The sequence below is a fragment of the Pedobacter humicola genome (assembly GCF_056490705.1).
The window spans coordinates 83,393-97,321 of record NZ_JBWJIG010000014.1; the positions used below are offsets into that span (position 1 = coordinate 83,393).

Annotated in this window: 6 protein-coding genes; 5 read left to right on the plus strand and 1 reads right to left on the minus strand. The window is 39.7% G+C overall.

The window, feature by feature from the left end; all coding sequences use genetic code 11:
• The first annotated feature begins 10 nt into the window (after nt 1-10).
• The 4 genes from AC04Q1_RS20100 (at nt 11) to AC04Q1_RS20115 (ending at nt 8,476) form a co-directional block, all read left to right on the plus strand.
• A complete protein-coding gene (locus tag AC04Q1_RS20100; RefSeq protein WP_478366354.1) occupies nt 11-1,459 on the plus strand; it encodes an APC family permease in 1,449 nt (482 codons plus the stop codon).
• Nucleotides 1,460-1,538: 79 nt separating this feature from the next.
• Nucleotides 1,539-3,830 carry a S9 family peptidase gene (locus AC04Q1_RS20105; RefSeq protein WP_478366355.1) on the plus strand — a complete coding sequence of 764 codons (2,292 nt, stop codon included), beginning with the start codon at nt 1,539-1,541 and terminating at the stop codon, nt 3,828-3,830.
• 292 nt (nt 3,831-4,122) lie between these two features.
• On the plus strand, nt 4,123-7,617 hold the full coding sequence (locus AC04Q1_RS20110) for a family 43 glycosylhydrolase (RefSeq protein ID WP_478366356.1): 3,495 nt from the start codon (nt 4,123-4,125) through the stop codon (nt 7,615-7,617).
• A 115-nt stretch (nt 7,618-7,732) separates the two neighbouring features.
• Nucleotides 7,733-8,476 (plus strand): NIPSNAP family protein, encoded by a 744-nt coding sequence (locus AC04Q1_RS20115; RefSeq protein ID WP_478366357.1) that lies wholly within the window; start codon nt 7,733-7,735, stop codon nt 8,474-8,476.
• A 288-nt stretch (nt 8,477-8,764) separates the two neighbouring features.
• Here the strand turns inward: AC04Q1_RS20115 and AC04Q1_RS20120 are convergent, their stop codons facing one another.
• Nucleotides 8,765-9,163, minus strand: coding sequence for a hypothetical protein (locus tag AC04Q1_RS20120; RefSeq protein WP_478366358.1), 399 nt, complete (start codon nt 9,161-9,163; stop codon nt 8,765-8,767).
• An 829-nt stretch (nt 9,164-9,992) separates the two neighbouring features.
• Here AC04Q1_RS20120 and AC04Q1_RS20125 point away from each other — a divergent pair.
• Nucleotides 9,993-13,871, plus strand: a complete 3,879-nt coding sequence (locus AC04Q1_RS20125; RefSeq protein WP_478366359.1) for a TIM-barrel domain-containing protein — start codon at nt 9,993-9,995, stop codon at nt 13,869-13,871.
• Nucleotides 13,872-13,929: the final 58 nt, after the last annotated feature.

Here is a 13,929-nt window from a genome sequence, read left to right on the forward strand (position 1 = left end):
AGACCAACAGATGAAGAACCGGGAAACCACACAGTTTAAACCCTCACTTAAATTAATGGATGCCACCATGCTTGTAGCCGGAAGTATGATCGGATCTGGTATTTTTATAGTCAGTGCAGATATTACCCGGAATGTGGGCAGTTCGGGATGGTTATTGGTCGTTTGGCTGATTACAGGCTTTATGACCCTTACTGCGGCGTTAAGTTATGGCGAATTGAGTGCCATGTTCCCGAAAGCTGGTGGTCAGTACATTTATTTAAAAGAAGCATATAATCCGCTCATCAGCTTTTTATATGGCTGGAGTTTTTTTACAGTGATCCAAACGGCAACAATAGCTGCTGTAGGGGTAGCCTTTGCTAAATTTACGGCTTACCTGGTGCCTGCATTAAGTGAAGATCTTGTGGCTATTGATTTGGGCTTTTTTACCATCTCCCCGGCACAGTTATTGGCCATTGGTGTAATTATATTGCTTACTTATATCAATAACAGAGGGGTAAATGGAGGAAAGATTATTCAGACCACCTTTACTGTTGCCAAACTGTTGAGTTTATTTGGTTTGATCATGTTTGGGCTTTTCTTTCTGGATAAAGGCATCTGGAAGAGCAACTGGGAAAATATGTGGACTCTAGGCCCCTTATCTACCGATGGGAATATAGGTTCGTACACCACTTTAGCTGCTTTTGGGGCTATTGCCGCGGCGATGGTGGGTTCGATATTCAGTAGCGATTCATGGCATAATGTGACCTTTATCGCCGGAGAGATAAAGAATCCGGCACGCAATATCGGTTTGAGTTTGGCTCTGGGTACAATTATCGTTACCGTACTCTACATTCTCACCAATGTGATGTACACAGGCGTACTTTCATTGCACGATATCGCTTATGCAGATAAAGATCGTGTTGCAGTTTCGGCAGCCAACCACATTTTTGGTACTGCAGGTACCATCATTATCGCTTTGATGATTATGGTTTCTACCTTTGGGTGTAATAATGGTTTAATTATGGCAGGTGCAAGGGTGTATTATTCGATGGCCAAAGACGGACTTTTCTTTAAAAAAGTAGGCACACTCAACAAAAACGCAGTTCCTGGTTTTGGTCTTTGGATCCAATGTCTTTTCGCCTGTTTGTGGTGCATCAGCGGAAAATATGGCGATCTGCTTGATATGATTTCCTTTGTGGTGGTGATGTTTTACATGCTTACCATTTTTGGAATTTTTATCCTCCGCAAAAAAAGGCCTGATGCCGAACGCCCTTACAAAGCCTTTGGTTATCCCGTGTTGCCCATCATTTACATCGTAATGGGACTGGCCTTTTGTATCCTGCTCATTATTTTTAAACCCAAATTTACCTGGCCAGGCTTAATCATCACCTTAATTGGCATACCGGTATATTATGTCATTAAAGGGAGTATTGCCCGGCAGGAACTCAAAACTGTGGATATTAGCGATATTAAAGGTTAAAATATTGATGTTATCCATCAATATCTAAAAGAAATCTGCAAATGCCTAGGGTTATATTTACAACAAAAAATCTGTAATAATGATTTACTCCATCGCTAGAAAATCAATAGCCCTCGTTTTATTAAGTTTGGCTTTTTTTCAGGTACAAGCACAAAATGTAAGATTAGCACCCTATGTGCCAAGCGCCGCCGAAATGGCGAATGCCTACCAATTGTCGAATAAACTAGATACTGCACTGCGCAATATTCCAACCAATAACGATATTGTTCCCTTTTGGAAGAAGGACGGAACTGCTTTTTGGTATAGAAAGAACCTGCCGAACAGAACATGGGAATATTATTACGTAGAAGCAGTTACTGGAAAACGAAAACTAGCCTTTGATCAGGATAAACTGGCACAAAGCATAGAAAAGGCGACAGGTAAAAAGCAGAATCCATCAAAACTTCAGTTCGCCGAGCTTTATTTCGCCGATCAGTCTAACACAGCGACGCTGAAGGTACAAGATAAATGGTATCAGCTTAATCTGGGTGATTATAGTTTAACCGATGCAAAAGATACCAGTATTTACCGTTATAATGCGAAAAAACCTTTACAGCAAAGGCGATCGCGCTGGCAAAGAAACCGCGAAGCGAGAAAATCGCCGGATGGTAAAAATGAAATCCTGATCCGGGGAGGAAACCTCTTTGTGGTTGATGTGGCTACAAAAACAGAAACGCAATTGAGTACGGATGGAAATGCCGATAAACCTTATGGCGATTTTGCATGGTCGCCTGACAGCAAAAATATTGTCGCCTACAAAACGGATCCAAAAGAGATTAAAAAAGTGCATTATGTATTGAGTTCCGTTCCAGGTACTACCCGTGGCGAACTAAAATCGAGAGAATATGCGCAGCCTGGAGATGATTTTACTACCTATCAACCATATGTGTTTAATGTAGCCACTAAAAAAGCAATTAAGGTAGATGCAGAGCTGATCGATTTTTTCGGTCCACCCGAATTGCACTGGCGTGCAGGCAACAGCAGGTATTATACCTACGAGAAAGTAGACCGTGGTCACCAGCGTTTCAGGGTAATCGAAGTAGATGTCCTTACAGGGAAAACTAAAAATATTATCGACGAAAAAACAAAAACCTTTATTTATGAAAGCCGTATTTATACCCGCTACCTGCCTAAAACAAACGAAATGTTATACACCAGTGAGCAGGATGGATGGCAACACCTTTATCTGGTAAATACCCTCAATGGAAAACAATCTTTATTGACCAAAGGAAATTATGTAGTAAGGGAGATTGATAGTGTGGATGTGGTAAAACGCCAGGTTTGGTTTAGGGCATCGGGAATGAATGTTGGGGAAGACCCTTATTTTATCCATTATTACCGTATTGGTTTTGATGGGAAGGGTTTGGTAAGCCTCACACCTGAAAAAGGCAACCATAACCTCAGTTTTTCTCCAGACCGTAAATATTATATCGATACCTATTCTCAGGTAAATGTACCACCTGTTACCGAATTAAAATTAACTGCTACCACTAAAAAGGTAGCAGAAATAGAGCATGGGAAAACAGACGCGTATTTAGCTACAGGCGTAAAACTGCCAGAAGTGTTTGTGGCGAAGGGAAGAGATGGAATAACCGATATCTGGGGCGTAGTTTGTTTTCCATCAACAATGGATATCAATAAAACCTATCCGGTTATCGAAAATATCTATGCTGGTCCACAAGATAGTTTTGTGCCCAAAAACTTCTTACCAGCAAGTGAAATGCAAAGTATAGCTGAACTTGGTTTCATTGTGGTGCAGATTGATGGCATGGGCACGGCTAACCGGTCGAAAGCTTTTCATGATGTGTGCTGGAAAAATCTGGCCGATGCGGGGCTTCCTGACCGGATATTGTGGATGAAAGCCATGGCAACAAAATATCCAAATGCAGATATTACCCGTGTAGGCGTTTATGGTACTTCAGCAGGAGGACAAAATTCAACAGGCGCATTGTTGTTTCACCCTGAGTTTTATAAAGCTGCGGTTTCTGCCTGTGGTTGTCACGATAACCGTATCGACAAACAATGGTGGAACGAACAGTGGATGGGGTATCCGGTAGGACCACATTATGGCGAACAATCGAACATTACAAATGCAGCGAAATTGCAGGGAAATTTGTTTCTGATTGTTGGCGAAGCAGATGAAAATGTGCCACCAGAATCCACCTATCGCCTTGCAGATGCATTGATCAAAGCCAATAAGGATTTCGATATCTTAAGCATTCCGGGGATGGGCCACAGCGATGGCGGCACTTACGGACGTAGACGCAAACGCGATTTCTTTGTGAAACATTTATTGAACGCCGAACCACCAAACCCGAATGTATCAAAGTAGGTTGGTTCAGTAGTAACTGCAAACTGACAATTGGAAACTTGATAATTTGTTCATTCGTCATTGGTTACCGTAAACTGTCAATTGCCAACTGAATATTGGTTAATCAGTAAATTGTTGAAATCGGTTAATCGACATTAACCGCCCAACGCAAGGCTGGTAATTGGTAATTGGCTGTTTGGTTAATCGGTTAACCGACGCTAAGCGCTCAACGCCTAACGCAAGACTTAATAATTTAGGTAATTCCATGGTTTACTCATTCAATAGTTGTTCATTAAAGCTTTCAAAATGCTTTTTGCTCCTAGGTATACAAATTGTATTCAATTGCCTTAATATTTTTGCACAGCAAGTTCAGCAACTGGGTAATGGCAATCCCATTATACCAGGATATTTTGCCGATCCTACAGTAAAGAAATTTGGCGATACCTATTATGTATATGCTACAACAGATGGTAATGGTGGTGGTTTTGGCCCTTCCCAGGTGTGGATGTCTAAAGATTTTGTGAACTGGCAGTTACAAGACATGAACTGGCCCACCACCCACCACTATTGGGCACCCGACGTAACGCAAGGCAGTGATGGTAAGTATTATCTTTATTATTGTCAGCCCGTAGAAATATTTGGCGCTTCGGCCAATACACCAGTTGGTCCGTGGACATCACTTTTGCCTAAAGGCATACCCGTTGTCCCCAATTTTTTAGTGCCTAATGTCATTACACTCGATGGGCAAACTTTTAAAGATGATGATGGAAAATATTACATGTATTGGGGAACCTGGGGCATTTATCCCAATCATGGTTGTGGCGTAGGTCTGCTCAATCCCGATATGAAAACGTTTGAAAAAACCGCGCAGATCCCCAATACTGTTGCCAAAGATTTTTTTGAAGCGCCTTTTATGTTTAAAAGAAATGGGATTTATTATTTAACCTATTCTTCAGGTTATTGCGAAGACGGTTCTTATCGCGTTCAATATGTGATGAGCAAAACCGGGCCGATGGGGCCATTTGTGTTTGGGAAAAACAATCCTATTTTGACCACTAGTAGTGATGGTACTGTGCACGGTCCAGGACACGAATCTGTTTTGCAACAAAATGATAATTTCTATATGATTTATCACCGCCACAATAACCCACATTCCGGGGGAGGTTACCACCGACAAATTGCAGCTGATAAAATGGAATTTGACGAAGAAGGCAATATTAAAACACTTGTGCCTACGCACACTGGTATTGGCTTTTTGGGTAAAGATGTAAATCCGCATCAAAATCAGGCCTTGGGCGCAAAAGTAAAAGCCTCTTCATTTTACAGCGAAGATTTTAAAACAGAATTTGCAATCGATGATAATAACGGTACGCTTTGGAAGGCTAACAATAATATTGGTCCGGCTACATTAAACATAGATCTGGGAAGCGTAAAATCAATAAAAAGTATTCATACACAATTTGAATATGCAACCTGGTATTATCAATACCTAATCGACTATTCTATCGATAACAAAACATGGAAAAGTTATGCCGACAAACGCAAAAACACGCAGCATGGAAGTCCGATGATCGATTTTAAATCGGTAAAAGCCCGGTATGTGAGATTGAAAATATTAGAAACCGAATACCCGGGTTTAAATAAAGGGGTATGGAATATTAAAATTTTCGATAACGACGAATATAAACCTGCTATGCTTACCGTTGTTAAAAAGCTGGAAGACTTAAGCCGATATCACCCGAAGGGATTGCTGGTAGACCTTGACGCTTCGAAATTTGAAATAGGTGAGACCATACATCAATGGCAAAATAATGGGAAATTGAAAGGCGCCTTTTCCGCCTTAAATCGCGATCCGGTAAGCGCCATTATTGCTGGCAAAAAAGCTGTTGTTTTCGAGTCAAAATCAGGAATGAGATCGAACTTTATTGCGCCCTTATCATTAAAAGGAAACAGTAGTTTTAGCGTAGCCATGTGGGTATACAACCCTGATATTGCGCTCGAAGAACCTCTTTTAGCCTGGACAGCCAGGGGTGGGGGTGATCTAACAAATGCTTCAATCGGTTATGGCTCGCACCCGAAATGGGGCGCCGCATCACATTGGGGCTGGCCGGATATGAAGTACAACAATTTGCCCGAAGCGGGAAAATGGCACCACATCGCAGTTACTTTCGACGGAACAATGGAGCGCTTATTTGTAGATGGAAAGCTGGACCATGAAGAACGTAAAATGCTCTTTATTGATCACTTAAGTCATTTTTTTCTCGGTGTAGATGAAGACAACAGCGCAAGCTTTTCAGGTGCTTTAGCCAATCTGAAGATGTACGATATACCATTAAGTGCAGCCGAAATAACCAGTTTGGCTAAATCAAAAACCCAAAGCCATGCTGCCATTTATCTTAATGCGGCGGCGCTGGAAGATGGACCGGTAAGCAATTGGAAAAATGATGGATATGCATTGGGTAACTTAAGCACTAATCGCGTTAGACCAATGGCAGGCGTTACGAAAGGTTTAATGAGCGTTACCCTTCAAAAAGACAATCAACAACAATTAGATCGTTTCATTACATCACCGATTAACTTTTCAAAGCCTTTCTCGTTTGTGCTGCAAAGTTATGCAGATCGGTCTGGCAAAATTAGTTTAAGTTTAGGAAAGAGTCTGGGCGTGTTGCAACTTGTCGGCAAAGAAAAATGGTCCAATGCGATGGGTGTCTTTAACGGAAAATCATTCAAACTCTACATTGATGGAATAGCCCAAAAAAAAATTGATTTAGCTAAAAGCCCTAACAATGATTTTTTCATTAAAGCCCAAAATAATGATTATACAATAAGCGGTTTTTATCTTTACGACTACGCATTCAATACCATACAGGTAAAAAAGCAGTATCAAGATTGGGCCTCAAATTTGGTTCATGAGACAAAAACCTTTTTTGCTGAAAAACCTCATGCAATTTCTCCTACAATCATTAGCATGAGTGCTACGCCAGTTAAGTTACCAGGTAGCCGCATTCAGTATCAGTTTACCGAAAGCCATAGCAATCGAAAAAGTGGTTGGATAAATTCTGCAGACTATATCGATTATAATATGATAGGTAATAGTCACTACACCTATACTGTACAGGCCAGAGATCATTTGGGAAATGTTAGTCAAGCTGCTGATTCCGAACAAGTGAGTACCGCACTGAATCTTTTCAATATTAAAAACGATGAGGAAGATTTACATTACGATAGTACGGGTAAAAGTATTTCGTCTACTTTTTGGGATGGCCTGGAAGGGAAAGTTGATCAGCTAATCAAAAAAGATAAAACAATTAAGCTTGCCTCTACAAAAACCTTTTGGGATGGCGCTAAACCAATGGGGCCATTTCTGTTTAAAAACATAGCGGGCGATTTTATCGCTGAAGTAAAAATAGACGATCTTAGCGGCCTGAAAGAAAAAAAAGCAAATGGTGCAAATGATGTAGGATTAATGGTGCGAAGTGATGCCGATAAAACCTTAATTCAGAATAGTGTAATGCTCGGATGGAATATTGGTAACATCACCACAAAATTAAACGCTAATGGCCGGAAGCAGGAAAATAATGCCGCTGGATGGAATTTCTACCCCTACTTACAAATTCAAAGAAAAGGGAATGTTTTTTATCTGCGTGGTAGTAACGATGGTAAAAATTGGGAAGAATTACCCGGAAGCCCCATAACCTGGCAAGGTAAAAGTAGAAATATAGTTCAGGTTGGGCTTTATCAGGCTACTTATGGTGAGAATAGTGGCTATGGTATTTTTAGTAATTTTAGCGTGATACAGCAGAAATAATGGTTAAATATTCAGTTTTACCCAAAACTTTGATTATTTTTCCCCTCTAATCATCCACTCGTTAATTATCATGTTGCGAAAAGCCAAAATACCAGCTCTTTTTTTACTCATTCTATTGTCAAACGTTTTTGCAGCCAATGCTTCAAAAATAGATTTCTATCAGATTAAGATTTACCATTTAAAAACTGATACACAAGAGAAAACGGTTGATGATTATTTGCAAAAAGCTTATTTGCCGGCTTTACACCGTGCAGGAATTGCTAAAGTAGGTGTTTTTAAGCCAGTGGTGAGTGATCCTGCTATGGTTGTAGAAAAGCTTATTTATGTATTTATTCCCTTAAAATCTTTAAATGGGGTTTTAGAGCTTGATAAAAAGCTGGCTAAAGATCAGCAATATGCCCTGGATGGTAAAGCTTATGCAGATGCGCTTTATTCTGATGTTCCTTACGAACGATTAGAATCAATTGTTTTAAAAGCTTTTGAAGATGCCCCTAATTTTATGCTACCAAAGCTAAAGTCTCCGATGAAGGAGCGGGTATATGAATTAAGAAGTTATGAAGCACCTACAGAAAAATATTTTCAGAATAAGGTGCAGATGTTCAATAAAGGGGATGAAATAGGCCTGTTTAAAAGACTTAATTTTAACGCCGTATTTTATGGAGAAGTAATCTCCGGCAGCCGCATGCCAAACCTGATGTATTTAACCACTTTCGAGAATAAGGCAGATCGGGATGAGCATTGGAAAGCATTCTCCGCAGATGATTATTGGAAAAAACTTTCTGCCATGCCCGAGTATCAGCACAATGTTTCTAAAAACGATACCAAATTTGTTTACCCAACAGATTACTCTGATATTTAAGTGAGAAGCACAAAGACCAGAGCAGAAAGATTAAAGAACAAAAACTCAATGTCCTTAACTGCTTAATGGTAAAAGGTTTAAAGACTACAAGAGAGAGACCACCGCTCCATCATCTGCGCAATCCTAATATCTGTGTAATCAAACCAATGGAAAAAAATCCGAGCGACTAAAGTTAAATGACCAACGCAGATAGCCGAAAGACTAGGTAAGAAATCTAGCTTCGTGTAAATCTGTATTCCCCGCCTGAACGGTCGAAAGGGTGTGGCAAAAAACTTGATAGCTGAGTGCTTACAAAAGTTGCGTGCTGCTTTCCCGTTCAGTTGAAATCAATTGATTAATCATATCCAAAAACTTTGTAAAATCGAGCGGTTTAGGCAGAAATTTACATCTGTTGGCAAAAATATCAATAGCTTCGTTGCCAGGCTCGCCTAAAATCACCACGAACTTAAAACTGTTTTTTAGCATTCTGGCTACATCAATTCCAGATATATCCATTTGAATATCCAAAAAAAGGAAATCAACTTTTCCATAACTCCAAAAGGCACCCATGGCATCTACCAGATCTGTAAAACTGCCTCGAAGATTAAGTTTATCTATTTTGGAAATAAAATGTTCAAAAAGTGGCTTACTCATGCGGCTATCATCAATAATTACGCAGCTGTAAGACTGGGGTACTGAAAGATTCATTAATAATTGTTTAGTTAGGCATATGCAAAATGCTTGCCACATGGATGCCTTTCAGTGGTTTAAATCGATTATTACGTATTTAAACGGTTATTTTGGTTGAAGTTGATCAGGATCAGTTTAAGTAAATAAATGCTTCAGTCGTACTTTATTAAATGCTAAGGAAACACTATAATGCATTATTTGAGCGTTTTTCTCTTTTTCTCGTCGGATTTGACGAACCATGCGGCGCTTTAATTGTGTTAATTTTTTTACATAGTTAACAAAGCAAACAGCCTGCTTGATAATTGAGATGTACTGGATACAGTATACCTGCTAACAGTTAATATGATTGGTTTATACATTTGTAACTGATAGCGAATTAATTATTCAATTGCTTTATCATATTAACCAAATCAAGACTGAATATGATTGCAATGAAATTCCTGAGAAGAATTGGACAGATTTCCCCAATGTAATGCTCGTTTGGGACCAAGCCGTAATATGGAGCAAATAACAGTGCAGAAGTTGCTTATTGAAGTCATTCGCTTAATGGTATTAAGAAATCTCTACCACCTCATGGTAATGATATGTTGGGAGAATGATTATGCATCAAAATCCATTGATTATACATCTACTGATTATTTGATCGTTGAACAACCTTGATGCACTTCACTTCTTAATTGTACACAAACACAAATTTGTATGGTAAAAAATAAGATAGGCAAACGATTGCGCGGTTTTTGTTCTTAAAAATGCACCTTTTCCTATAATGGGTTTATTAACTTTATCAAACGGCAGCTGAAACCTAAGCTTGCCTGAACGTATAAACACATAACCAAATCAAAATTTAATGACCCTGCATTTAATTAACAAATACTTTAAAGTCAACATTCCCAAAAATATGGTTCCGGCATTTGTTTTACTATTGCTTTCCTGTACATCTTCTGTTTCTGCCCAGTCAGCCACTCAAAAATTGGGTCAGGAGACTCAACAAGTTACGAAAGTAATCAGTTTGAAAAAAATCAACAGCACAACAATAGAATTATTGCTATCCGATAATCAACGTTTAACGCTTGATTTTTATGGCGATAATATTTTCCGTCTTTTCGAAGATCCCACCGGAGGATTTATCCGCGATCCGGAGGCAAAACCTGAAGCTAAAATTTTGGTAGAAAATCCACGCAGACCGGTTTCAAAACTGGAAATTAAAGATGAAAATAATCAGTTATTTATATTGACAAGCAAGATTACCGTACTGATCGATAAAAATACTTCGCTGATCAAAATAATTAACCTGGCTACACAAGCGGTGGCTGTGGAAGAACTGGCACCTATCCGGTTCGAAAAGGGGAAAGTTACCCTCAGCTTAAAAGAGAATCCGCAGGAATATTTTTACGGTGGTGGCGTGCAGAACGGCCGTTTCTCCCATAAAGGAAAAGCCATTGCCATCGAAAACCAAAACAGCTGGACGGATGGGGGAGTGGCCTCTCCAACACCTTATTATTGGTCTACCAATGGTTATGCGGTAATGTGGTATACTTTCGCTAAAGGGAAATATAATTTTGGCGCCAAAGAAAAAGGATTGGTTAACCTAACGCATGATACCGATTATCTTGACGCTTTTTTTATGATCAATGATGGAGCAGTAGCTCTATTAAACGATTTTTATCAGCTCGCGGGGAATCCAATATTGCTTCCAAAATTTGGTTTCTACGAAGGGCATTTAAACGCTTATAACCGCGATTTCTGGAAAGAAGATGAAAAAGGGACATTATTTGAAGATGGTAAACATTACAAAGAAAGTCAGAAGGATAACGGTGGTATAAAAGAATCGCTTAACGGAGAAAAAAATAATTATCAGTTTTCTGCGCGCGCAGTGATCGACCGGTATAAAAAAAATGATATGCCGTTGGGCTGGGTACTGCCGAATGATGGTTATGGCGCAGGTTATGGTCAGACGGAAACACTAGACGGAAATATCCAGAACCTGAAAAGTTTTGGCGATTATGCCCGTAAAAATGGTGTAGAAATCGGTTTGTGGACGCAATCAGATCTTCATCCTAAAGCTGGGGTAAGTGCACTGTTGCAACGCGATATCATCAAGGAAGCCAGAGATGCAGGTGTTCGCGTTTTAAAAACGGATGTGGCATGGGTTGGCGCAGGCTATTCGTTCGGATTGAACGGTGTGGCCGATGTAGCCCAGATTATGCCTTATTATGGCAATAGCAGCAGACCTTTTATCATTTCATTAGATGGTTGGGCAGGTACACAGCGTTATGCAGGTGTTTGGTCGGGCGACCAGACCGGGGGTGTTTGGGAATATATCCGTTTCCATATCCCAACATATATCGGTTCTGGCTTATCAGGTCAACCCAACATTACGTCGGATATGGATGGTATTTTTGGTGGTAAAAATTTAACCATCAATACCCGGGATTTCCAATGGAAAACCTTTACGCCTATGGAATTAAATATGGATGGCTGGGGTGCCAACGAAAAATATCCGCATGCTTTAGGCGAACCCGTTGCTTCGATCAACCGGAATTATTTGAAACTGAAATCGGAACTGATCCCTTATACTTATAGTGTGGCAAAAGAAGCGCTTACCGGCTTGCCGATCATCAGGGCCATGTTTCTGGAGTATCCTAATGCCTATACCAAAGGTATCTCAACACAATATCAATATTTATATGGCCCTTCATTCCTGGTGGCGCCAATTTATCAGGCCACTAAATCAGATGATAAGGGTAACGATATCCGCAACGGTATTTATTTGCCGGAAGGAAGCTGGATTGATTATTTTACAGGAGAAAAATACAATGGAAACAGTATTCTCAACAGTTTTGATGCACCATTATGGAAATTGCCGGTTTTTGTGAAAAACGGCGCGATTATCCCGATGACGAATGCGAACAATAATGTGTCCGAAATTAATAAGGCAAACAGAATATATGAACTCTATCCTTTTGGAAAAACTTCATTTACCGAATATGATGACGATGGCGCAACAGAAGCTTATAAACTAGGTAAAGGTGCTTCTACTTTAATCGAATCAGAACTAGACCAAAAGAATCATGTTGTAGTCACTATCCATCCCGCAAAAGGTGATTTCGACGGTTTTGTAAAAGAAAAAACCACAGCCTTTGTGATCAACCTAACCGAAAAACCGAAAAGGCTTGTTGCAAAAGTTGGGAACAGTAAAATTAAGTTGACAGAAGTAAATTCGAAAGACGAATTTTTAAAACAGGCAAATGTATATTTCTATGATGTTGCGCCAAATCTAAACCGTTTTGCCACAAAGGGAAGTGAGTTTGAGAAAGTAACAATGGTTAAAAATCCACAGTTACTGGTAAAACTACAGTCTACTGATATTACTGTAAATCCGATCACACTTAACATTGATGGTTTTACATTTGAACCCGCTGATAAACAACGCGTTTCAACGGGGAAATTAGCAGCTCCGCTTAATGCTGGCATCAGCGATAAAAACAGAGAAGCATATACGCTAACACCAACATGGAAAAAGGTCGATAATGCAGATTTCTATGAGATCGATTTTAACGACATGCATTATACCACTATCCGCGATACGGCCTTGTTATTTGATGGATTAATGGCAGAAACCCCATACTCCTTTAAATTACGTGCCGTAAACAAAGATGGTTATTCTGACTGGACGGAAATTAAAGCGACTACTAAAACCAATCCTTTAGAATTCGCCATACAGGGAATTGTGGCCGAAACCACAGCAGAGAACCAGGGCGGCGATGGTATCACTAATCTGTTCGATTTTGATGAGGGCAATATGTGGCATACCAAATGGGGTGCAAAGGCTGTTCCTTTTGATATGGTCATTGATCTCAAATCGGTTAATCAACTTGAGAAATTTCATTATCTGCCGCGTTCAGGGAGAGGAAATGGAATATTGTTGAAAGGTAAGGTTTACTACAGCAACAATAAGGAAAGCTGGACAGATGCAGGTGCATTTGAATGGGCAAACAACGGTGATGTTAAGATCTTCAATTTTGCTGCACATCCTACAGCTCGTTACATCAAAATTGCTGTTGCCGATGGGGTTGGTGGTTTTGGCTCTGGTCGCGAACTGTATGTATTTAAAGTTCCGGGCACTGAAAGTTATCTTCCGGGAGATATCAATAACGATCGCTTAATCGATAAAAACGACTTCACCTCTTATATCAATTATACCGGATTAAGAAAGGGTGATGCCGATTTTGAAGGCTATATCAGCAATGGCGATATCAATAAAAATAACCTCATCGATGCCTACGATATTTCGGTTGTGGCTACCCAACTAGAGGGCGGTGTAAGTGATGATAAAATTGATAAAGTCTCAGGTAAACTCGAGATCAATACCGCAAAACAGACCTATAATAAAGACGAAATTATAGACGTCAAAGTAAAGGGAATCAATCTGAAATCGGTAAATGCGCTAAGTTTTGCGCTGCCATACAATGCACAGGATTATGATTTTGTAAGCGTTGAAAGTTTAAATACCAAACAGATGGATAACCTCACCAACGATCGTTTGCATACCAACGGCGCGAAGGTTTTGTATCCAACCTTTGTAAACCTGGGCAATAAGGAAGCTTTAAACGGAACTTCTGATCTGTTTATCCTGAAATTAAAGGCAAAACGTAAACTACAGTTTGGACTTAAACTTAGTGAAGGCATTTTAACAGATAAGAATCTCAATTCTGTTAAATTTTAGTTAGTAGTGATTTATTTTGAAAAAGGGGCCGATTTTATCGGCCTTTTTTTGTTAAATG

Coding starts and splice junctions, on each gene's coding strand:
- AC04Q1_RS20100 (WP_478366354.1), top strand. CDS start 11: ATGAAGAACCGGGAAACCACACAGTTTAAACCCTCACTTAAATTAATG.
- AC04Q1_RS20105 (WP_478366355.1), top strand. CDS start 1,539: ATGATTTACTCCATCGCTAGAAAATCAATAGCCCTCGTTTTATTAAGT.
- AC04Q1_RS20120 (WP_478366358.1), bottom strand. CDS start 9,163: ATGAATCTTTCAGTACCCCAGTCTTACAGCTGCGTAATTATTGATGAT.
- AC04Q1_RS20125 (WP_478366359.1), top strand. CDS start 9,993: ATGACCCTGCATTTAATTAACAAATACTTTAAAGTCAACATTCCCAAA.